At 61.9% G+C, this 21,571-nt stretch carries 19 protein-coding genes; 10 read left to right on the forward strand and 9 right to left on the reverse strand.

What is annotated here, in order from left to right; translation table 11 throughout:
• Positions 1-124: 124 nt before the first annotated feature.
• The 8 genes from ACZ5YV_RS04215 (at position 125) to ACZ5YV_RS04250 (ending at position 9,723) form a co-directional block, all read left to right on the forward strand.
• The gene (locus ACZ5YV_RS04215; RefSeq protein WP_464788717.1) at positions 125-1,777 is read left to right on the forward strand and encodes an electron transfer flavoprotein-ubiquinone oxidoreductase; all 1,653 of its coding nucleotides are present in this window, start codon (positions 125-127) and stop codon (positions 1,775-1,777) included.
• Between the two features lie 28 nt (positions 1,778-1,805).
• Entirely contained in the window at positions 1,806-3,425 is a 1,620-nt protein-coding gene (locus tag ACZ5YV_RS04220) for a tetratricopeptide repeat protein (RefSeq protein WP_464788718.1), read from the forward strand.
• Between the two features lie 7 nt (positions 3,426-3,432).
• The gene (locus tag ACZ5YV_RS04225; protein WP_464789141.1) at positions 3,433-4,281 is read left to right on the forward strand and encodes a 4-(cytidine 5'-diphospho)-2-C-methyl-D-erythritol kinase; all 849 of its coding nucleotides are present in this window, start codon (positions 3,433-3,435) and stop codon (positions 4,279-4,281) included.
• Entirely contained in the window at positions 4,278-4,994 is a 717-nt protein-coding gene (locus ACZ5YV_RS04230) for an N-formylglutamate amidohydrolase (RefSeq protein WP_464788719.1), read from the forward strand. Before ACZ5YV_RS04225 ends, ACZ5YV_RS04230 begins: the two co-directional genes overlap by 4 nt.
• 44 nt (positions 4,995-5,038) lie before the next feature.
• A complete protein-coding gene (gene ilvD, locus ACZ5YV_RS04235) occupies positions 5,039-6,760 on the forward strand; it encodes a dihydroxy-acid dehydratase (RefSeq protein WP_464788720.1) in 1,722 nt (573 codons plus the stop codon).
• Between the two features lie 106 nt (positions 6,761-6,866).
• Positions 6,867-7,124 carry a hypothetical protein gene (locus ACZ5YV_RS04240; protein ID WP_464788721.1) on the forward strand — a complete coding sequence of 86 codons (258 nt, stop codon included), beginning with the start codon at positions 6,867-6,869 and terminating at the stop codon, positions 7,122-7,124.
• Positions 7,121-8,512: an NAD(P)H-hydrate dehydratase gene (locus ACZ5YV_RS04245; RefSeq protein ID WP_464788722.1), complete on the forward strand. Its 1,392-nt coding sequence runs from the start codon at positions 7,121-7,123 to the stop codon at positions 8,510-8,512. The genes ACZ5YV_RS04240 and ACZ5YV_RS04245 overlap by 4 nt, the downstream gene beginning before the upstream one ends.
• Positions 8,509-9,723, forward strand: a complete 1,215-nt coding sequence (locus ACZ5YV_RS04250; protein WP_464788723.1) for a class I SAM-dependent RNA methyltransferase — start codon at positions 8,509-8,511, stop codon at positions 9,721-9,723. Before ACZ5YV_RS04245 ends, ACZ5YV_RS04250 begins: the two co-directional genes overlap by 4 nt.
• A gap of 67 nt (positions 9,724-9,790) precedes the next feature.
• On the opposite strand, the gene ACZ5YV_RS04255 is transcribed toward ACZ5YV_RS04250, so the two are convergent.
• The 9 genes from ACZ5YV_RS04255 to murI form a co-directional block, all read right to left on the reverse strand.
• Positions 9,791-10,981, reverse strand: a complete 1,191-nt coding sequence (locus ACZ5YV_RS04255) for a type III PLP-dependent enzyme (protein ID WP_464788724.1) — start codon at positions 10,979-10,981, stop codon at positions 9,791-9,793.
• Positions 10,982-11,129: 148 nt separating this feature from the next.
• On the reverse strand, positions 11,130-12,302 hold the full coding sequence (locus ACZ5YV_RS04260; protein WP_464788725.1) for a carboxynorspermidine decarboxylase: 1,173 nt from the start codon (positions 12,300-12,302) through the stop codon (positions 11,130-11,132).
• A gap of 102 nt (positions 12,303-12,404) precedes the next feature.
• Positions 12,405-13,610 (reverse strand): saccharopine dehydrogenase family protein, encoded by a 1,206-nt coding sequence (locus ACZ5YV_RS04265; RefSeq protein WP_464788726.1) that lies wholly within the window; start codon positions 13,608-13,610, stop codon positions 12,405-12,407.
• A 196-nt stretch (positions 13,611-13,806) separates the two neighbouring features.
• Positions 13,807-14,154 carry a GFA family protein gene (locus ACZ5YV_RS04270; RefSeq protein WP_464788727.1) on the reverse strand — a complete coding sequence of 116 codons (348 nt, stop codon included), beginning with the start codon at positions 14,152-14,154 and terminating at the stop codon, positions 13,807-13,809.
• Positions 14,155-14,222: 68 nt separating this feature from the next.
• A complete protein-coding gene (locus tag ACZ5YV_RS04275) occupies positions 14,223-14,885 on the reverse strand; it encodes a hypothetical protein (RefSeq protein ID WP_464788728.1) in 663 nt (220 codons plus the stop codon).
• A 65-nt stretch (positions 14,886-14,950) separates the two neighbouring features.
• Positions 14,951-16,534 carry a cisplatin damage response ATP-dependent DNA ligase gene (locus ACZ5YV_RS04280; RefSeq protein WP_464788729.1) on the reverse strand — a complete coding sequence of 528 codons (1,584 nt, stop codon included), beginning with the start codon at positions 16,532-16,534 and terminating at the stop codon, positions 14,951-14,953.
• Entirely contained in the window at positions 16,534-17,526 is a 993-nt protein-coding gene (locus ACZ5YV_RS04285) for a ligase-associated DNA damage response exonuclease (RefSeq protein WP_464789142.1), read from the reverse strand. The genes ACZ5YV_RS04280 and ACZ5YV_RS04285 overlap by 1 nt, the downstream gene beginning before the upstream one ends.
• Before the next feature lie 50 nt (positions 17,527-17,576).
• Positions 17,577-18,797 carry a 5-aminolevulinate synthase gene (gene hemA / locus ACZ5YV_RS04290; RefSeq protein ID WP_464788730.1) on the reverse strand — a complete coding sequence of 407 codons (1,221 nt, stop codon included), beginning with the start codon at positions 18,795-18,797 and terminating at the stop codon, positions 17,577-17,579.
• 154 nt (positions 18,798-18,951) lie between these two features.
• Positions 18,952-19,755, reverse strand: a complete 804-nt coding sequence (gene murI / locus ACZ5YV_RS04295; protein ID WP_464788731.1) for a glutamate racemase — start codon at positions 19,753-19,755, stop codon at positions 18,952-18,954.
• Between the two features lie 132 nt (positions 19,756-19,887).
• Between murI and plsY the strand changes: the two genes are divergently transcribed.
• On the forward strand, positions 19,888-20,487 hold the full coding sequence (gene plsY, locus ACZ5YV_RS04300) for a glycerol-3-phosphate 1-O-acyltransferase PlsY (RefSeq protein ID WP_464788732.1): 600 nt from the start codon (positions 19,888-19,890) through the stop codon (positions 20,485-20,487).
• Positions 20,484-21,566 carry a DNA-processing protein DprA gene (gene dprA, locus ACZ5YV_RS04305; RefSeq protein WP_464788733.1) on the forward strand — a complete coding sequence of 361 codons (1,083 nt, stop codon included), beginning with the start codon at positions 20,484-20,486 and terminating at the stop codon, positions 21,564-21,566. Before plsY ends, dprA begins: the two co-directional genes overlap by 4 nt.
• Positions 21,567-21,571: the final 5 nt, after the last annotated feature.

Consider the following 21,571-nt stretch of genomic DNA (forward strand, 5'->3'; position numbering starts at 1 on the left):
TTCTAGGGCCAGAGGTTGACGCCGGGGTCAAGAATCTTCATCGGCAACCAGTGGTAAATCGTTTGAGTAATGCGGCGGTCGGACAGGAAAGGGAAACTATCCGGCCCGTCTCGATGGAGGGATTATGAGCGAACGGGAATCGATGCCCTATGACATCGTCATCGTCGGCGGGGGACCGGCGGGGCTGTCCGCGGCGATCAGGCTGAAGCAGTTGGCCAATGAAGCCGGTCAGGAACTGGCGGTGTGCGTTCTGGAAAAAGGGTCCGAGATCGGCGCCCATATTCTGTCGGGCGCTGTGATCGATCCCAAGGCGCTCGACGAACTGCTGCCGGACTGGCGCGACATGGGCTGCTCGCTTGCCGAGGTTCCTGTGCGCGATAACCAGCACTGGTTCCTGACCAAGCGCGGCAAATTGCCTGTACCACATATCGCCACGCCGCGCTGGATGCACAACAAGGGGACCTATACGGGGTCGTTGGGCAATCTGTGCCGCTGGCTTGCCGAGCAGGCTGAGAGACTGGGTGTCGAAATATTCCCTGGCTTTGCCGCCGCCGAAATTCTCTACAATGAAGATGGTAGCGTAAAAGGCGTTGCCACCGGCGACATGGGCATCGACCGGGAAGGCAATCGCAAGGGCGATTATCAGCCGGGGCTGGAACTGCATGCCAAATATACCTTCTTTGCTGAAGGCGCGCGCGGCCACCTGACCAAGATCCTCAAGCGCCAGTTCGAGCTGGACAAGGATTGTGAACCGCAGGTCTATGGCCTGGGCATGAAGGAATTGTGGGATATCGATCCCGCCAAGCACAAGCCGGGCCTGGTCATCCACACGCAGGCTTGGCCGCTGACTGACGCCTACGGCGGCGGCTTCCTTTATCATCAGGCCAACGGGCAGGTTGCGATCGGCTTCGTGGTCGGCCTCGGATACCGCAACCCCTACCTCTATCCCTTCGAGGAGTTCCAGCGCTGGAAACAGCATCCGGCAATCCGCCAGTATCTGGAGGGCGGGCGCCGCGTGTCCTACGGCGCGCGCGTGATCAATGAAGGTGGCTGGCAGTCGGTGCCGAAACTGGTGTTCCCCGGCGGTGCGCTGATTGGTTGCTCGGCAGGCTTCGTCAACGTACCGCGGATCAAGGGTACGCATACGGCGATGAAGTCCGGCATGCTGGCGGCCGAGGCGGCGTTTGAGGCGATTCAGAACGAACGCTCGCGCGATGTTCTGCACGACTATGATGATCGCCTGCGGTCGAGCTGGATCGCCGACGAACTGAAGCTGGTCAAGAATGCCGAGCCGCTGCTGGCCAAGTTCGGCAATACGATCGGGACGCTGCTGGCGGGCATCGACATGTGGATGCGCACGCTGAAGATCGGCCTGCCTTTCACGATGAAGCACAAGCCAGACAATGAAAAAATCTGGCCCAAGGAGATCGGGCACAAGATCAATTATCCCAAGCCCGATGGGGTTATCAGCTTTGATCGCCTATCCTCTGTGTTCCTGTCGAACACCAATCATGAGGAGGACCAGCCGGTTCACCTTCAGTTGAAGGACCCGTCCATCCCGATCAATTACAACCTCCCCATGTATGACGAACCGGCGCAGCGCTATTGCCCCGCAGGTGTTTATGAGGTGGTTGGACAGGATGAGGGCAATCCCCGATTCCAGATTAACGCCCAGAACTGCGTCCACTGCAAGACGTGCGACATCAAGGACCCGACGCAGAACATCAACTGGGTCGTGCCCGAAGGCGGCGGGGGGCCGAACTATCCCAACATGTAGGCGCCTGCTCTCTGCGACGTTGCTGCCGATGCTGCTGGCTTCCCCTGCTGGCGCATCGGTGGATCGGTCGAGCGCGCTGCATGCTTATGCACGGGGCAGGTTGGCCGACAGTGATGGAGCGGCACGCATTGCGCTTAACAACTATCGCGATGCGCTGGCCGAGGATTCGGACAGTGTGGAGGTGGCGCGGCGTTCCTACCTGCATGCTTTGATGAGTGGCGACATGGCTCTGGCCATGCGATCGGCAAGGCTGCTCGACGCGAAAGGGCTGATGCCGAGGGACGGGACGCTTCTGTTCCTTGGCGAAGCTTTGGCCCGAAGGGATTGGAAGGCGGCCGGTCGGATCACGGATCGGGTCGCGGCTGAAGGCAATTTCGGGTTTCTGGCACCGATAATCCGCAGCTGGATTGCGGTGGGCGAAGGCCGTGTTGCGCCGCCCGAGATAGATCCGGCGGATCGCTATGCCTCCCTCGCGCGGCGATACATTGACGAGCATATCGCGCTCCAGGCGCTTGGCCGTGGAGACGTTGCGGGCGCTGGGCTGGCGATCAATCGCGCGCTGGGGCTGCGCACGGTCGAACTCGTCGAAATGCGGCTGACCTTCGCGGCCCAGCTCGCGGCTCGGGGCGCAAGAACGGAGGCGATGGCTTTGCTTCCTGATGGGCGGGTCGACTATGCTCTGGCGCGGAAGGATATCGCGCGCAAACGCGGAGTCGGGGAAGCGGGGCGACCACTGACGCCAGCGCAGGGGTTTGCCCGGCTGCTTGCGCGTTTGGCTACCGACATTTCATCGGATGAGAGCACGCGAATGTTGGCGATCAGGCTGGCTCGCATTGCCAGCTTCGCCAATCCCGGCGGCGCTGATAGCAGGCTGGTCCTGGCGCAATTGCTGACCGAAGCTGGGCGCGGGGAACAGGCTGTGTCTGAGTTGAACCGGGTCGCGCCAGAGGGTTGGTTTGGGTCGCTGCGGGAGGCGGCGATGGTCAACGCACTCGCGGTGTCTGATAACAGCACGGCAGCAATATCGCTCGCCCGCTCCCTGGCTAACGCATCGGGTGCGGATGTGGATCATATGGTGAAGCTGGGGCAGTTGCTGGCCCAAGCGAAGGATTTCACCGGGGCTGCTGAAGCCTTCAGGATGGCCGAAGGGCGCTACGGCGCGGACAATGTGCCTTGGGCTCTCTTGCTGATGCAGGGCAGTGCGCTTGAGCAGGCGGGCCGATGGGACGAAGCGCGTGGAGCCCTGGAGCGCGCCGCGAAGATCGCGCCCAATGAACCGGCGGTGCTGAACTATTTGGGCTACGCTCAGGTCGAACGGCGGCAGAATGTTCCGGCTGCGCTTGAACTTCTGAAGAAGGCGAGCGCCCTGAAACCAGACGACCCGTCCATAACTGATTCTCTTGGATGGGCGCATTTCGTGGCCGGAGATGTGGAAACGGCGGTGCCGGTGCTGGAGCGTGCGGCCGAGGGCGCTCCGGCTGATGTTACCATCAACGAGCATTTGGGCGACGCACTATGGGCCGCCGGACGCCGCTATGAAGCGCGCTACGCCTGGCGGGCTGCGGCTGTCTTCGCGGAAGGAGAAGTGGCGGCGCGACTTCATGCGAAGGCGAAAACTGGGATGACGCCAGAATATGCTGCGCCCTGAAGCTGCAATGTTGATGGAAACCGCCTTCGCAAAGGTGAATCTCGCCCTGCACGTGCGAGATCGGCGGCCGGATGGCTATCATGCGCTGGAAAGCCTGTTTGTCTTTGCAAAGGACGGAGACCTCCTAAGCGGAAGTCTAGACCATGGAGAGGAAATCAGCCTTACGCTGGATGGGCCGTTCGGCAAGGCATTGGGCTCTGGCACAGATAATCTTGTCATGAGAGCCGCCCGGGCGTTGCAGGACCATTTGGGTGAAGCGCGCGGCGCGGCGTTGAAGCTGACGAAGAACCTCCCGGTAGCATCGGGCATTGGCGGTGGCTCCGCCGATGCGGCGGCGACGTTGCGATTGCTAAACCGGCTGTGGGACGCACGACTCCCCGACGCTGAATTGGAGCGCATTGGCCTGTCGCTTGGTTCGGACGCGCCGGCCTGCGTCCGCAGCGTTACGCAGATGGTGCGCGGCCGGGGTGAAGTGCTCGAGGCCCTGGATGTGCAAGGCTTGGAGGGGACCGCGATGCTCCTGGTCAATCCAGGTGTCGGTGTTTCCACGGCCGATGTCTTCAGCCGATGGGACCGGCTGGATCGAGGCCCCTTGACTGCCGCTACCCTCGACGATGTGATCGCAAGCGGGCGCAATGACTTGGAACCGGCGGCGATCGCGGTAGCGCCTGTCATTGCCGACGTGCTTTCACTGCTACGGGAGCAAGCGGGCGTCAGGCTGGCTCGGATGTCAGGGTCTGGCGCAACTTGCTATGCGTTGTTCGATGATCCGGGCGAGCGAGCAGTGGCTGCGCGGGCAATATCAGCGATGCAACCCGGCTGGTGGGTAATGGAAACGGAGATCGGCGGAGCGTGAGCGAGGCATTTACACAGGTGGAAGGCGGCCCCCTCGACCTGCTCATCATCGCGGATCATGCGTCGGCTCATGTGCCTGCCGACATCGATCTGGATATCGATCCTGCCCTGCTGAGCAACCACATCGCCATAGACATCGGAGCGGCCGAGGTCAGCCGGTTACTGGCGGAGCAGTTGGGATGCACCGCGATATTGGGTGGTATTTCCAGGCTTGTGATCGACCTTAATCGTGAGGATGACGCGCCGGGCCTGCTGCCTGTCATGAGCGACGGCCATGCCATTCCTGGCAATCGCCATGCAGACCTTTCTGATCGCATGATCCGCTTTCATCATCCCTATCATCATCAGATCGGCCGACTGCTCGACGGAATGACGTCGCCCTTCATCCTCTCAGTGCACAGCTTCACCCCGCAGCTGGCAAGCGACCCTGAGGCAGAACGGCCATGGGACATCGGCGTGCTTTACAATGAAGATGACCGTGCGGCCCGCATCGCCATTCCAATGCTGGAGGAGGCTGGCCTGATGGTCGGCGATCAGCTACCCTATTCGGGGCGGCTGCTGAACGCGACCATGAACCGCCATGCCGAAGCCAATGGCATACCCTATCTTGGCATCGAGATGCGGCAGGATCTGGTGAGCGACGGCAACGGGCAAAGCCGCTTCGCCAGCATAATTGGCCCCATCGTGCTACAATGCCGCAATAGCCTTGCGTGACTCGTCCCTTTTTGGAAAGGAGGCGCGCAAGAAGGGTAGGTTTTATGTCTCATACATTCGACAAGTCGAAACTGCCGAGCCGCCACGTCTCGGTTGGTCCGGAGCGTGCTCCGCATCGTAGCTATTATTATGCGATGGGCCTGACGGAAGAAGAGATTGGCCGCCCCTTCGTAGGCATTGCATCAGCGGGCAACGACAGCGCCCCATGTAACACGACGCTCGATATGCAGGCGGACTTCTGCCGTCAGGGCGTGAATGAAGCTGGCGGTATGCCGCGCCGGTTCAACACCATCACCGTCACGGACGGCATCGCGATGGGCCATCAGGGCATGAAGAGTTCGCTGGCGAGCCGCGAAGTCATCGCGGACTCGGTCGAGCTTTCGGTGCGCGGCCACTGCTATGACGCGCTCGTCACTTTCGCCGGATGCGACAAGTCGTTGCCGGGCATGATGATGGCGATGCTGCGCCTGAATGTGCCGTCTATCTTCGTGTATGGCGGGTCAATCCTGCCGGGCCGTTTTGAAAATCGCGACGTTACCGTCGTCGATGTGTTCGAGGTGGTCGGCAAATATGCAGCGGGCGCCTGTCCGCTGAAGGATGTGATCGCACTCGAAAAGGTCGCTTGCCCCGGACACGGCGCATGCGGCGGGCAATATACCGCAAATACCATGGCCTGCGTGGGCGAGGCGATCGGCCTTTCCCTGCCGAACAGCAACATGGCGCCCGCTCCCTACAAGAGCCGCGAAGAAGTGGCGGTGGCCGCTGGTCGTCAGGTCATGGAGTTGCTAGCGAAGAATATCCGTCCGCGTGATATCTGCAAGCGCGAAGCCTTCGAGAATGCAGCCCGAATCGTCGCTGCGACGGGTGGCTCGACCAACGGAGCGCTGCACTTGCCAGCTATGGCGAACGAGTGCGGCATCGATTTCGACCTGTTCGACGTGGCCGAAATCTTCAAGTCGACGCCTTACATCGCTGACCTCAAGCCCGGCGGCAAATATGTCGCCAAGGATATGTACGATGCTGGCGGCATCTACATGCTGATGAAAACCTTGTTCGACAACGGCTTGCTGCACGGCGATTGCATGACCGTCACCGGCAAGACGATCGCCGAGAATATCGAGGAAGTGACCTGGAATCCTGATCAGAAGGTCATCTTTGACGTCAAGTCACCGATCACGCCGACCGGCGGCGTCGTTGGCCTGAAGGGATCGCTGGCGCCCAATGGAGCGATCGTGAAGGTCGCGGGCATGCACCGCCTCCAGTTCGAAGGGCCTGCTCGCGTTTTCGATTGTGAGGAAGGCGCTTTTGCGGCGGTCGAAGCGCGCGACATCGCCGAAGGATCGGTTATCGTCATCCGCTATGAAGGCCCCAAGGGCGGTCCTGGCATGCGCGAAATGCTGTCTACCACTGCCGCGCTGTACGGCCAGGGCATGGGCGAAAAGGTCGCGCTGATCACCGACGGGCGCTTCTCAGGCGCGACGCGCGGCTTCTGCATTGGCCATGTGGGACCTGAAGCTGCCGAGGGCGGTCCGATAGCACTGGTCGAGAATGGCGACCTCATCGCTATCGACGCCGAAGCAGGCACGATCGACCTTAAGGTTTCCGAGTCCGTGCTGGCTGAGCGACAGAAGAACTGGCAGCCTCGCCAGAATGATTATCAATCAGGCGCGCTCTGGCGCTATGCACAGAATGTGGGACCGGCTTACAAGGGAGCAGTGACGCATCCCGGAGCGAAGACCGAAACCCATGTTTATGCGGATATCTGAACAGATCGCCGGGGCGGGGCTCATGTGTCTCGCTCTGGCAGGCTGTGATCAGGGCGGGGGGGCGCAGAGCCCCTTTGCGAACTCTGCATCGGAAAAGAGGGCTCTTGTGGACTGCGCGATCGGTGCCGACGCCAAATGGGCGCGTAATTGCGTGGTCGAGCAGGACGGAGAACTTCTAACCATCCGCCACCCCGATGGTGGGTTCCGCCGTTTTCATATTTTGGAGGACAGGCGGGGTTTGGCATCGGCTGATGGAGCGGAGCCCGCGAAGATCGCCGCAATTAGCGTCGCTGTTATCGAAGTAAGCGCGGGTGAGGATCATTATCGGCTGCCCGCGACTATAACTCCGGCGGCTGTGCCATGACGGGGGCAGCTATCCTGACCGCCGCCCAGATGCGGCAAGCCGAGCAGGACTTGTTCGCGAGCGGTATCCCTGAATATGAACTCATGGAGCGCGCGGGGGCCGCTGCGGCAGAGGTGATCTGGCGCGCGGGCGGTCGGCGGGACCTTCTGGTGCTGTGCGGTCCAGGCAATAATGGCGGCGATGGCTTTGTCGTTGCCCGTTTGCTGCGGGCGCGGGGTGTGCCCGTCCGTGTCGCGGCATTGGGGGAAAGCCGCACGGATTCGAGCCGCCGTGCTCGATCAGCATGGAATGGGCCGATCGAGCCCCTAAATGACGCGGGTTCTGCAACTCAGGTGGTTGATGCTTTATTCGGCACGGGGCTTTCGCGTGGGCTGGATAAAGTTGTTGCCGAACGGCTGAACAGCCTCACGGAGCGAGCTGGTCTCAGCTACACCATCGACCTGCCGAGCGGGGTCGATACGAACAGTGGTGCGCTGCTGTCCCCGGTGCCGCAATTCGACGTCTGCATTGCGCTGGGGGCGCTCAAGCCTGCTCATGTGCTACATCCTGCTGCCGGTACGTTCAGGCGGCTGATTTGTGCGGACATTGGTGTGGGGGGGGACGGAGCCGTTCATAGGCTTGCTCCGCCTCGCCTGACAGCGCCGGGAGCAACGGATCATAAATATAGCCGGGGACTGGTGGCTATAGTGGGTGGCAGCATGGCGGGGGCAGGGCGGCTTGCTGCCGAGGCTGCGGCTCGTTCCGGCGCAGGCATGGTTCGACATCTGGTCATGGACACAGGTTCCTCCGCTGCGGACGCCATCGTGACGTTGCGGGCTGATGAGCCCGATCAGGTAAAGGCGCAACTTCAGGACGAGAGGTTTGCGGCGGTGCTGGTCGGGCCTGGCTTGGGCCATGATGAGCATGCAGCCGATCGGTTGAAAACGGTGCTGCAATGCGGTCATCCACTGGTGCTCGACGCTGACGCCCTAACATTGTTGGCAACGGGGCAGGTGGGGCCAGTTCCGCCTTCGTCGATCCTGACGCCACATGAGGGGGAGTTCGTGCGGCTGTTTGGTGATCTGCCCGGCAGCAAGATTGATCGAGCGGTTGAAGCGGCGCGACGAACGGCGGCAATAGTGATCCTCAAAGGATCGGACACCATCATCGCGGCACCCGATGGCCGCGTTGCTGTAGCAACCGGCGCGTCATCCTGGCTATCGACAGCCGGGACGGGGGATGTTCTGGCGGGCCTGGCTGCCGGACGGCTGGCGGTAGGGGGAGACCCGTTTCGCGCGGCAAGCGAAGCCGTATGGCTTCATGGCGAGGCAGCGAGACGTGCAGGAGCGGCGTTTGTCGCGGATGATTTGATCACCCGGTTGCCAGCAGCTATCGCCTCCCGCCTGTGACCGACATCGACAATGATCTTGTAATTCGCATCGCCGCAAAGGGCGATGGTGTAACCGCCGATGGGAGGCACGTGCCGCTCGCGGCGCCGGGAGACAGGCTGGCGGCCGATGGCAGTCTTTCAACTGGTCCTCATCATGTTGAAGCGCCCTGTATTCACTTCCCCGCCTGTGGTGGGTGCGAACTGCAGCATGTCGATGAACAAAGCCTCGCTGAGTTCGTCACAGGGCGCGTGATCGGCGCCTTGATGGGGCAGGGTCTGACTCTGGCATCGGGATCATTGCTGCCGCCTCATTTGTCGCCGCCCAGGACACGGCGCCGCACATCCTTACGGGCCGTTCGGGAGGGGCGGCGGATCGCCATCGGTTTTGCTGAATCGGGCAGCCACAAGCTGATCGATCTTGCGATGTGCGAGATATTGGAACCTCGCCTTTTTGCCCTGATCGAGCCGCTGAGAGCGTTGCTACCCCTGATCCTGCCGGATAGGCGGGCCGCGCATGTTCGCATGTCCCTCATCGATCAGGGCGTGGACTTGCTTCTGGAGAATGTTCAGGTTTCCGGCTTGGCAGCGGATGAGGCGTTGCGTGACTTTGCCGCGGGTCACAGTCTGGCGCGATTGACGATCGATGAAGGCGATGGCCAGCAAACGCGCTGGGAGCCTGAGCCGGGTACGATGACATTTGGTGGCGTTGCCGTAGCCTTCCCTCCCTTCGCCTTTCTTCAGGCCACGCCGGATGGGGAAGCTGCTTTGCTGGATGTCGTGAAAGAGGCTCTACCCGCAAGCGGTGCGGTTGCTGACCTCTTTAGCGGGCTTGGTACATTCGCCCTCGGGGTCGGTAAGGAGCGTCCGGTTTACGCGGCCGAGGGTGCGCGCGATCTGGTGCTTTCGCTCAAGCTGGCTGCCAATCGCGCCCAACGGCGCATGGTTGCCGACCATCGCGATCTGTTCAGGCGTCCGCTGGTTCCCGAAGAATTGAACCGTTTTGCAGCGGTTGTGATCGATCCGCCCCGGGCGGGCGCGCGGGAGCAGGTGATGCAGTTGGCGGCCTCAACCGTGCCGGTGATCGCTTATGTTTCGTGCAACCCGGCGAGCTTTGCCCGCGATGCGGCGCATCTTATGGCGAGCGGATATGTTTTGGACAAGGTGAAGCCGGTCGGCCAGTTCCGATGGTCGACCCATGTCGAACTGGCGGCGGTCTTTCGCCGTCCTTAAAGAAAATCCCTCGCCACATATTTGCGGCGAGGGACAGGCACCCTCTCCAAAGGGGAGCTTGAGCTTTTTAGCCCAGCTTGATGACAGTTGCGCGACGGCGTGCCGGAACCGGATCGGCGTAGAGGCTGGCCATCGGCTCGTCTTCCACCTCAATGACAGCTTCTGACGTGAAGCCGTTGAACCCGGTGCGCATCGCCGCGCCATAGGCGCCCAGCATGCCAATTTCGATATAGTCCCCCGCGGCCACATCGTCAGGCAGCATGAACGGACCCACCATGTGATCCATGTCATCGCAAGTCGGGCCGTAGAAGGAGAAGCCGTTTAGATCCGCCTCGCTCTCTTCCTCACGCAGCAAAGCGACTGGGAAACGCCAGCCGATATGCGCCGCGTCGAACAGCGCGCCATACGCGCCGTCGTTGATGTAGAGTTCGGTGCCACGACGACGCTCTACACGCACGATGATGGAGCTGTATTCGGCTGACAACGCGCGGCCAGGTTCGCACCACAGTTCGGCCGAATAGCTGATCGGCAGGCTTTCAAAACCGCGATAGATGGCGTCGAAATAGGCTTCCAGCGCTGGTGGTTCCATGCCCGGATAAACGGACGGGAAGCCGCCGCCGACATCGATGATGTCGACCGTAACCGCTGCATCGACGATCGCCGCGCGGACGCGTTCGATGGCGTCGCTGTAGGCTTGTGGACTCATCGCCTGGCTACCCACATGGAAGCAGATGCCGAGCGCATCGGCAGCCTGACGGGTGGCCATCAGCAGTTCGCGGGTTTCGCCCAGCTCCGCGCCGAACTTGGACGCGAGGCTCAGTTCCGAATGTTCGGACGAGACGCGCAGGCGGACGCACAGTTCAAGATCCGTGGCGTCGTCGGTGGCACGCACAATCTTTTCCAGCTCGTCGATCGTGTCGAGCGAGAAGGTGCGCACGCCATGGACGTGATAAGCCTCCGCAATGGCTTCTTCAGCCTTGACGGGGTGCATGAAGCACAGCTTCGCTTGCGGCAGCGTTTCCGCGACGAGGCGAACCTCGGCGATGGACGCCACGTCATAATGCGTGATCCCGCTGTCCCAAAGCGTCCGGAGCAGATCCGGCGAGGGATTAGCCTTTACAGCGTAGAGCGAGCGCCCCGGAAACTTCTCAGCGAAGAACCGAGCGGCGCGGGCCGCAGCCTGCGGGCGGATCAGCGTTACCGGTGCTGCCGGTTTGAGGGCGGTCGCTACCCCCAGCGCGCTATGGTGCTTGTGCAACTCAAGGGACCTCCAGTGTAGTTCATGGCAATCAAGCTGCCTTGCGGTGGAAGTCCCATGGGGCAGCGGAAGGGCGATATATGCTTAGGGGTCCCCCCTGTAAAGCACGCACGTAAATTTTGTTGCGCGCGCCGCTATGAAATGTGCGTCAGGAGAGACGGGTCTTGAAATCCTCGTAGGAAAACCCGCGGATTTTCTGGAGTTTGTCGGTCTTTGAGTTCCAAAGCCAGATGCTCGGCAGTGGCACGCCGTTGAAAGTGTTGGTCTTCACCATCGAATAATGCGCCTGATCCAAAAAGGCGATGCGGCGTCCCGGAGTCGCGCCGCCGGGGACTCGATAGTCGCCGATGATGTCGCCCGCCAAGCAGGAAGGGCCACCGAGTCGCGTGGCGGGACCTTCCGCCTCTTCATGCAGCATGGCGGGGCGATAGGGCGCCTCTATGACGTCAGGCATATGACAGGTGGCGGAAATGTCGGTGATGGCGACGGGCATGCCATTGTCGATGACGTCCAGGATTTCGCCGATCAGGATACCTGCGTCGAGCGCCATTGCTTCGCCCGGCTCGATATAGAGTTCGAGGCCGGTCTGCGCCTTGATCCGCTGAAGGAAGGCGATCAGATCGTCAATCTGATAGTCGGCGCGGGTGACATGATGGCCGCCGCCGAAATTCAGCCATTTGAGGCCGTCGACATGCGGCATGACGCGGGATTCGATGGCTGCCCATGTGCGCTCGAGGGGCAGGAAATCCTGCTCGCAGAGATTGTGGACATGGAGGCCATCGACGCCTTCGAGATGTTCCGCGCGAAGCTGGTCGATCGGAAAACCCAGGCGGCTGTGGGGCTGCGACGGGTCATATTTGGGCACTTCTCCCTCCGCGTGGAGGGGGTTTATGCGCAGACCGATGTCGAAGTTCACACCGTTCATTCGAGCATCATCGATGACGGGCCTAAGCCGCTCGATCTGTCCGGGGCTGTTGAAGATGACATGGTCGGAGATTTTGAGGATCGCTGCCAGATCGTCCGGTTTGTAGGCGGCGCAGTAGGTCGCGACTTCGCCGCCATACTCCTCGCGACCGAGGCGTGCTTCGTAGATGCCGGAGGCGCAGACGCCGTCGAGATATTCAGCCACCACCGAGCCAAGGGACCACATGGAGAAGGCCTTGAGGGCGCCCAGCACCTTGATGCCTGCGCGGTCGCGGATGTCGGCGAGGATGGCGAGGTTCCGGCGGATCGCGGCCTCATCGACCACGAAGGCGGGTGAGGGGACGCGGTTCAGGTCGAAATGCGCGAAGGCGGCGGGGTCGCCGGCTTTGGTTTCCATCAACGATTCTCCGTCACCCCAGCGAACGCTGTGGTCTCAGGCGAGAGGGCACGGTGTAGCGGCACGAGATCCCAGCGTTCGCTGGGATGACGAGCTTCACATTCAAAAATCCAGCGGCGCGGCCAGTTCCTTCACCTGCCACGGCAGGCCGTGCTGGTTCAGCATGTCCATGAAGGGATCGGGATCGAACTGTTCGATGTTGAACACGCCCTCACCTTTCCATGCGCCGGTCAGCATCATGGCGGCGCCGATCATCGCCGGAACGCCCGTCGTGTAGCTGACCGCCTGATTGCCGGTTTCGGCATAGGCGTCCTCATGGTCGCAGACGTTGAGGACATAGACGGTCTTTTCCACGCCGTCCTTCACGCCGGTCGCGATGTCGCCGATATTGGTCTTGCCCTTGGTCGTGGAGCCGAGGCTCGACGGTTCGGGGAGGACGGCCTTTAGGAACTGGAGCGGGATGATTTCCTGGCCGTTGTAGATGACCGGATCGATGCGGGTCATGCCGACATTCTGGAGCACTTCGAGATGCTTAAGATAAGCGTCGCCGAAGGTCATCCAGAAGCGGATGCGCTTGATTTCTGGATAGTGTTTGGCGAGGCTTTCCAGTTCCTCATGATACATGAGGTACATGTTCTTTTCGCCGACCTGATCGAAGTCGAAGACCTGTTTGTGCTTCAGGGCCGGGCCTTCCACCCACTTGCCGCCTTCCCAATGGCGCGAGGGCGCGGTGACTTCGCGGATGTTGATTTCCGGGTTGAAGTTGGTGGCGAAATGCTGGCCGTGGTCGCCGCCATTGCAGTCGAGAATGTCGAGCGTGTCGATCCGGTCGAGCAGGTGCTTCTTGATGTAGCTGGCGAAAACGCTGGTGACGCCGGGGTCGAAACCCGAGCCGAGCAGCGCCATGATGCCCGCTTCCTTGAAACGCTCCTGATAGGCCCACTGCCAGCTATATTCGAACTTGGGCGTGTCGCGCGGTTCGTAATTGGCGGTGTCGAGATAATCGGTTTTGGTCGCCAGGCAGGCGTCCATGATCGCCAGGTCCTGATAGGGCAGGGCCAGGTTCACGACCAGCTTGGGCTGGACCTTTTCGATGAGGGCGATGGTTTCCGCGACATTGTCGGCATCGACCTGCGCCACGTCGATGGTCACGCCGGTGCGGGCTTTCACCGATTCGGCGACCTTTTCGCAGGAGATGATACGGCGGCTGGCGAGCGTGATATGGCTGAAGATATCAGGATTCATCGCCATCTTGTGAACCGCCACAGACCCGACGCCGCCCGCGCCAATGACCAGAACCTTGCTCAATTCAACTGCTCCATGCGTGAAGCGCGCCCGATGCGCGAAAGCGCCCATATAGGGACTGCGCGTGACAGCGCAAAGTCAGTCTGTGAAAGGTGGGTATGGCGCATCTTCTCTGCGTTCTCGGCGCGAAAAATATTAATGCGCGCAGAGACGCAGAGGGGAAGAGAAGGCCGTATTTTCCCTCCCCAGTGTGGGAAGCCTAGAAACTCGCGCCGTCCACCTTGTTGATCTTGAGTGCGTCGATATCGACTTCCGGCACGCAGCGCAGGTTGATGGCGCGCATGGGGCCGTTGGGGGAGTCGCCTTCCGCGAAGGATTGCGTGCCGCAGACGTTGCAGAAACGGTGCGTGATCTTGTGCTTGTAGAATTGATAGTCGGTGAGCTTGTCCGCGCCGCTGTCGAGCGTGAACTGGTCGGCGGGGACGAAGGTCAGCAGGAAGCCCTTGCGACTGCAATGGGAGCAGTTGCAGGACATCGCCTCGGTGGGCGCGTCGGCGGCTACGGTGTAGGTGACTGCGCCGCAGTGGCAGCTTCCGGTGTAGGGCATGGGGGGGACTCCTTTAATTCTCTGAAGTTTGATGCTGTTGAAGATGATCGAAATCTCCCGCCGCAGCATTATAGCTTGGCGCTAATTCCAATCAGCACACTATCTTCGTCAGGCACATATTCTTCCTGGTGAACAGCCAAGGGAAACCCTGCCGCGGTGAAGGCTGTATGCAATGACTTAAGGTGAAGCGGTTGTTTTTCGCTGTTGCGGATTACGAAGAAGGCGCCGAGTAATCCATATGAAATGGGCGCACTATCACCGGTCAATTTGGAGACTTGATGGCCCGACCGCTCCAAAATTGTTGCTATCTGAGCAGCGAACAGCTTCGCTTCGGGGTTTGTCCAATCAGGATTTACAAAAACCCGTCCTTTGGGTGACTGTTCTAAAATCGCGCCCATTATTGTCGCTTGGGTCTTGCTGATCTGCCGAGGTTTGACAGATTTTTCTAAGCGCAAGCGTTCGATCCGCTCCCTCTCGAGTTCAAGACGCAACTCTTCAGCTTGTCGTTTTGCTTCAGCGGCTCGTGCGTCGGCTTCGCTGATTCTTATATTTGCGTCGGCCGTAGTGAGCTTTGCAACCCTATCGCTTATGACAGTAAGCGCAGCGCCTGCGATGAGAGCGGTGGCGCCGGCAGAGATTGAGATCCAGAAGGCGAACGTCGCAAATATTTCCAACGTCGGCAGCGAACCCCACATTCCGCTTCCTCCAAGCATTTTGATTTTCGTTTGCATGAGTGTGATCTGCCTGATCCCAATGAATGCAGCAACATGGCGCGCATTTGGCCGAACAAAAAGAATTAGCTCGCTAACCTTTTCAACCCCACCACCGTATCCGCTTCCCTCGCAGGCTTGTCGCGCCTGATCCGCGCAATCCGGGGAAAGCGCATTGCCAGCCCTGATTTATGCCGCTTGCTCTCATGGATGCTGTCGAACGCCACCTCCAGCACCAGCGACTTTTCCACCTCTCGCACAGGGCCGAAGCGATTGACCGTGTTGGTGCGCACGAAGCGGTCCAGCCATTTCAGTTCCTCGTCGGTGAAGCCGCTATAGGCTTTGCCAACGGGGAGCAGTTCGCCATCCTCCGTCCAGCAGCCGAATGTGTAGTCCGAATAAAAGGATGAGCGTTTGCCGTGACCGCGCTGGGCGTACATCATCACGCAGTCGGCGGTCAGGGGATCGCGTTTCCATTTGTACCAGAGCGCTGCCTTGCGCCCGGCGACATAGGGGCTGTCGCGGCGTTTGAGCATGACGCCTTCGATCGCGGCGTCGCGGGCGCCTGCGCGGATTTCGGCGAGGCTTTCGAAGTCTGGGGCTTCGATGAGGGCAGAGATGTCGAAGCGGTTGGGGTTCAGGGTCGGGACCATGGCTTCGAGGCGAGGGCGGCGTTGGTCCCAGGGGAGGGCGCGCAGGTCTTCGTCGGCGTGGAGCAATATGTCGTAAAGGCGGACGAAGGCTGGATAGTCGCTCATCATCTTTGCGGTCACGGCTTTGCGGCCCAGACGCTGCTGGAGGGCATTGAAGCTGGCGGCTTCTCCTCCCTGAAACTCGCCTTTTACGAGCAGTTCGCCGTCGAGGACTGCGTGAGCGGAGAAGGCCTCCGCGATTTCCGGGAAGCTGCCGGTGATGTCGTCTCCGGCGCGGCTGTAGAGGCGGGTTTGCTCGCCCGTGCCCACGATCTGGATGCGGATGCCGTCCCATTTCCATTCGGCGGCATATTGGGCGAGATCTACGCTGTCGGCTTCCAGTGGGTGGGCGAGCATGAAGGGACGGAAGAAGGGGGTGCCTGCCGGATCGGGGCGGCTGGACCTGCCTTCCGCCCAATCGAACAGGGCGGTGTAGGGGGGAGAAAGGGCGTGCCAGCATTCCTCCACATCATCGACGTCTAGGTCGAAGGCCTGGGCGAAGCCGGTCTTGGCCAGGCGGGCGGAGATGCCGACGCGAAGGCCGCCGGTCGCAAGCTTGAGCAGGGCGAAGCGGCCGGAGGCGTCGAGATGGTCCATCATTTGCGCGAGGGTGTCGGGGGCGGCGGCGCGGCTGACGCTGTGCAGGCGGTCGATGATGGCGGAGAGGGTGAGCGAGCCGTCGTCTATCTCGGCGGGCTGGTCTTCGCGCTTGGGCCAGAGGAGGGCGACGGTTTCGGCGAGGTCGCCTACATAGTCGCGGCTCATTTCATAGAGGACCGGATCGGTGCGGGCGCGGATCATCTCGCCGATGGCGGAGGCCTTGACCGCCTTTATGTCGAGATTGCCGGTGAGGGCGGCGAGAGCCCAGCCACGGTCGGGATCGGGGGCTTCGCGCATGTAGCGGGCGATGAGGTTGAGCTTGCCGTTGCGGGAGCGGGTGTAGACAAGGCCGTCGAGGAGTTGGGAGAAGGCGCGCATCACCCCTCATCCTCATCTTCGCGGCCGACCAGTTCGAGGGCGCGCGCGCGCATCTGGTGGGTCATGCACCAGTGGAGCAGGGCTTCTTCGCGGCCGTGGGTGATCCAGGTTTCGGTGGGGGCGACTTCGCGGATGGTGCTGGTCAGTTCGTCCCAGTCGGCATGGTCGGAGATGACGAGCGGCAGTTCGACATTCTTCTGCCGGGCGCGCTGGCGGACGCGCATCCAGCCTGACGCCATGGCGGTGATGGGATCGGGCAGGCGGCGGCTCCATCGGTCGTTGAGGGCGGAGGGCGGCGAGACGATGATGTGGCCGCGCATCTCCTTTGCGGGGACGCCGGTTGCCGGGCGGAGTTCGCCAAGGTCGATGCCGAAGTCGCGGTAAAGGGCGCACATGCGTTCGAGCGCGCCGTGGATGTAGATGGGGTCATGATGCCCCCGCGCGCGGACTTCGCAGATGAGGCGCTGAGCCTTGCCGAGTGCATAGGCGCCGACGAGGACGCAGCGGTCCGGGTGGGCGTGGAGCGCGGCGAGCAGGCGGTCGACTTCGCTGCCGGTGTAAGGATGGCGGAAGACGGGAAGGCCGAAGGTCGCTTCGGTGACGAAGATGTCGCAGGGGACGGGTTCGAACGGCTTGCAGGTGGGGTCGGGGCGACGCTTGTAATCGCCGGTCACGATCACCCGTTCCCCTGCATGTTGGAGCAGAATTTGCGCGGAGCCAAGGACGTGGCCTGCGGGGATGTAGGAGATGTCCACCCCGCCCATGCGGATCTGCTCGCCATAGCTGACCGCCGTGCCGCTGGCCATGCCGTAACGCAGCGCCATGATGGCGAGGGTTTCCTCGGTCCCCCAGACATGACCGTGGCCGCCGCGCGCGTGGTCGGCATGACCATGAGTGACGAGCGCGCGTTCGGCTGGCTGTGATGGATCGATCCAGGCGTCGGCGGGGCGGACGTATATTCCGGTGGGCTGTGGTTCGATCCAATGGGGCATATCCATCCAAGAAGATGGGAAATGCCCCTATTGTTCCGCAAGAGGTCCGGTTAGGCGGCCTTCTTGAGTTCCAGCTCCAGCCGATCCCAGATTTCGACCAGCGCCTGAACCAGGTCCTGCATCATCTCCACCGTATGCGCGGGGCCGGGCGTGAAGCGCAGTCGCTCGGTGCCGCGCGGGACGGTGGGATAGTTGATGGGCTGCACATAGGCGCCATATTCGGCGAGCAGGATGTCGCTGATCCGCTTGGCCTTGACTGGATCGCCGACCATCAGCGGGACGATGTGGGTGACGGACGGCATGACCGGCAAGCCCGATTCCGCCATCAAACGCTTGAGCGTAGCAGCGGCGACCTGCTGGCCTTCGCGCTCTTCGTTCGATTGCTTGAGGTGGCGGACACTCGCGAGGACGCCCGCGACAAGGACGGGCGAGAGCGACGTCGTGAAGATGAAACCCGGTGCGTAGCTGCGGATCACATCGACGATCATTTGATCGGCCGTGATATAGCCGCCCATGACGCCGAAAGCCTTGCCCAGCGTACCTTCGATGATCGTCAGGCGATGCGCGACATCGTCACGTTCGGAAATGCCGCCGCCATGCGCGCCGTACATACCAACCGCATGGACTTCGTCCAGATAGGTGAGCGCGTTGAATTCATCGGCCAGGTCGCAGATCGCGGCGATGGGGGCGACGTCGCCGTCCATCGAATAGACGCTTTCAAAAGCGATCAGCTTGGGCGCGTCTGGATCTTCTGCGGCGAGCAACTCGCGCAGATGATCGACGTCATTGTGGCGGAATACGCGCTTTTCACAGCCGGAATTGCGGATGCCCGCGATCATCGACGCGTGGTTCAACTCGTCGGAAAACACGATGCAACCGGGCAGCAGCTTGGCGAGGGTGGAGAGCGCCGCCTCATTCGACACATAGCCGGACGTGAAGAGCAGGGCTGCTTCCTTGCCATGCAGATCGGCCAGTTCGGCTTCCAGATCGACATGATAATGGGTGTTGCCACCGATGTTGCGGGTGCCGCCGGAGCCTGCGCCGACATCGTGCAGCGCCTCTTCCATCGCGGCGACGACCTTGGGGTGTTGCCCCATCGCGAGATAGTCGTTGGAACACCAGACGGTGATCGGCTTCGGGCCATTATGGCCGTGGAAGCAGCGGGCGTTAGGGAAGGCACCCTTGTTCCGCAGAATATCGATGAACACGCGGTAGCGGCCTTCGCTGTGAAGCCGGTCGATCGCCTGCGCGAAGATATGCTTGTAGTTCACGTAACGCCCTAGTCCCTTAGTGGCCCGCATTCCCCTCTTGCGGGCGTTTACCTACTGCCGCGCTTCATTACCAGCGATAACCGTTCGCAGCGTTAGGGAGAAATACCTATCATGATGATAGAGGAAATTGGGAGTGGACCAAAGGTCTCACCCCTTAAAGCGCTTCCATCTGGGTAAGGCCGAAGTCGACGAGCGCGGGAGCGAGCGCCGCCACCCTATTGTCGAGGCGCGTGAACACGGCTTTTCCGGACGGGGGGGGGGCTGGCCAATCCTGTCCCTGTGTCAGGTAGGCGATGCGGCGCGCAATGCCCTCTCCGCCATGGACGAAGGTGAGGGACCTGGGTGCGGCGGCCGCGAGCTCTGCCTCCACCAGCGGGAAGTGCGTGCAGGCGAGGACGACCGTGTCCATAAGGTCGCCGCCGGGCTGATCGAGAAGGCCAGCAAGAGCGTCGCGGGCGATCGCGGGGTTCAAAGGCTCGCCGCGCAGCTTGGCTTCGGCCAGCTGGACAAGGGCGGCGGAACCGTGGCGCAGGACGGTGCAGTCTGCTCCGAACTCGGCGGTGAGGCGGTCTACATAGGGCTGGCGCACGGTGGCGTCGGTGCCTAGCACGCCGAATACGCGGCTTTTTGAAAGAAGCGCGGCGGGCTTGATCGCAGGGACGGTGCCGACGACAGGGATGTCGAGCGCGGCGCGGACAGCGGACAGCGCGATGGTCGAGGCGGTGTTGCAGGCGATTACGGCAAGGCGGGGGCGGAAGCGTTCGACCAAGCGACCGAGCAGTGCGGGCACGCGGGCGGCAATCTCCGCCTCGCTCTTCGTCCCATAGGGGAAGCCTGCGCTGTCGGCAGCGTAGACGATAGGGGCGTTGGGCAACGCTGCCCGTGCTGGCGCGAGGATGGAAAGCCCGCCGACGCCGGAATCGAAGAAGAGCAGGGGGGCTGATGGGGCGACCTTCATTATGGCGCACATGTCGCGGGTGAGGATGAGGCTGTCAATATTTCGGAGCAACCGTCGGCGTCAGAGAAAATGCAAAGCTTGCCCCCGGCAGCGGCAACGCTATGGTCGCGCCGCAATCATTTCGGCGAGATCATGAACCCTCCCTGGCTACTTCCCGCATTCGTCCTGCTGATATCCTATCTGCTGGGGTCCATACCCTTTGGTCTGCTATTGACGCGCATCACGGGTGCCGGGGATTTGCGGCAGATCGGGTCGGGAAATATCGGCGCGACCAATGTGCTGCGAACGGGGCGCAAGGGGCTTGCGGCGGCGACCTTGCTGCTTGACCTGCTGAAGGGGGCGGCGGCCGTACTGATCGGCGCGGCGTTGATCGACAATGGCGGGCCGATGGCGGGGGCGATGGCCTTTATCGGGCATTGCTATCCTGTGTGGCTGCGTTTTGCGGGCGGCAAGGGCGTGGCGACGATGATGGGCGTGGTGACCTCGCTGCACTGGCCCGCGGGAATAGTGTTTGCGCTTGTATGGCTGGGGGCGCTGTTCGGGACGAAAAGGTCTTCAGTCGGAGGCATGGCGGCGGGGATCAGCGCCCCGGTCGCGTTGTGGTTCATGGGGCGGTTTGATCTGGTTCCTGTAGCGTTGGCAATGACGCTGATCCTGTTGTGGCGGCACCGGGCCAATATCGCGCGGCTTGCGAAGGGGACCGAGCCCAAGATCGGGGCTGCCAAAGAGTGAGCGAGCAGGAGCGGTTCGATCGCCTCCGCCTGATCCGTTCGCCCCGCATCGGGCCGGTTACTTTCCGGCAGTTGATGGCGCGCTTCGGAAAGGCGGGAGATGCTTTGCGGGCGGTGCCGGAGCTTGCCGCGCGGGGCGGTGGGAAGGCGGCTGTGGCGGACGCAGGTGCCGTCGAGCAGGAGATAGCCCGCAGCCGGGCGCTCGGCGCGCGCTACCTGCTGATGGGGGATCAGGACTATCCCTTTCTGCTGGAGCAGATGGATGGTTCGCCGCCTGCGTTGATCGTGCGCGGCGATGTTGGCCTAACCGGGCGGCAGTGTGTGGCCATGGTAGGGGCTCGCAACGCTTCTGCCGCCGCTTGCCGCTTCGCGCGAACGCTGGCGCAGGAATTGGGGCAGCAGGGCGCGGTGGTGGTGTCGGGCCTTGCGAGGGGTATCGATACGGCCGCGCATCAAGGGTCGGTGGGAACCGGAACGATCGCGGTTATCGCCTGCGGCATCGATGTCGTGTTTCCGCCGGAAAATGGCGACTTGCAGGAGCAGGTGGCGAGTGAGGGTTTGCTGGTGACGGAGCATCCTCCCGGTACGCAGCCGCTCGCGCGTCACTTTCCGGCGCGGAATCGTATCATCGCTGGACTGGCCGCGGGGACGGTGGTCGTGGAAGCGGCGCCGAAGTCGGGCTCCCTCATCACCGCGCGTCTGGCTGTCGAGGCCGGACGAGAGGTCATGGCGGTGCCGGGATCGCCAGCCGATCCACGGGCGCAGGGTTGCAATCACCTGATCCGCGAAGGCGCGACGCTGGTGCAGAATGGCGCGGACGTGATCGAGGCAATTGGAGGCATCGACGCGCGCATGGTGCGGCAGGGGCTGCTCGACTTCAGTGGCGCGCCGATATCGTCGGATGTGGCGGCGCAGGAGCGGGAGGTCGTTCTGGGTCTGCTGGGTCATGCGCCGGTGCCTGTGGACGAGGTCATTCGTCTATCCAGCCTTTCCCCAGCCATCGTTCAGACCGTGCTGCTGGAGTTGGAACTGGCAGGACGGCTGGAACGTCGTGCGGGCGGCAAGGTAAGCCTGTCGTGATGCTC

Source organism: Sphingobium sp. TomTYG46, assembly GCF_055396345.1.

Bases quoted from the DNA above. Each gene is read 5' to 3' on its own strand.
- murI (WP_464788731.1), bottom strand. From the start codon at position 19,755: ATGAAGGTCGCCCCATCAGCCCCCCTGCTCTTCTTCGATTCCGGCGTC.
- ACZ5YV_RS04245 (WP_464788722.1), top strand. From the start codon at position 7,121: ATGACGGGGGCAGCTATCCTGACCGCCGCCCAGATGCGGCAAGCCGAG.
- ACZ5YV_RS04260 (WP_464788725.1), bottom strand. From the start codon at position 12,302: ATGGAAACCAAAGCCGGCGACCCCGCCGCCTTCGCGCATTTCGACCTG.
- ilvD (WP_464788720.1), top strand. From the start codon at position 5,039: ATGTCTCATACATTCGACAAGTCGAAACTGCCGAGCCGCCACGTCTCG.
- ACZ5YV_RS04215 (WP_464788717.1), top strand. From the start codon at position 125: ATGAGCGAACGGGAATCGATGCCCTATGACATCGTCATCGTCGGCGGG.
- ACZ5YV_RS04220 (WP_464788718.1), top strand. From the start codon at position 1,806: ATGCTGCTGGCTTCCCCTGCTGGCGCATCGGTGGATCGGTCGAGCGCG.
- plsY (WP_464788732.1), top strand. From the start codon at position 19,888: ATGAACCCTCCCTGGCTACTTCCCGCATTCGTCCTGCTGATATCCTAT.
- ACZ5YV_RS04275 (WP_464788728.1), bottom strand. From the start codon at position 14,885: ATGCAAACGAAAATCAAAATGCTTGGAGGAAGCGGAATGTGGGGTTCG.
- ACZ5YV_RS04280 (WP_464788729.1), bottom strand. From the start codon at position 16,534: ATGCGCGCCTTCTCCCAACTCCTCGACGGCCTTGTCTACACCCGCTCC.
- ACZ5YV_RS04270 (WP_464788727.1), bottom strand. From the start codon at position 14,154: ATGCCCTACACCGGAAGCTGCCACTGCGGCGCAGTCACCTACACCGTA.
- ACZ5YV_RS04225 (WP_464789141.1), top strand. From the start codon at position 3,433: ATGTTGATGGAAACCGCCTTCGCAAAGGTGAATCTCGCCCTGCACGTG.
- ACZ5YV_RS04285 (WP_464789142.1), bottom strand. From the start codon at position 17,526: ATGCCCCATTGGATCGAACCACAGCCCACCGGAATATACGTCCGCCCC.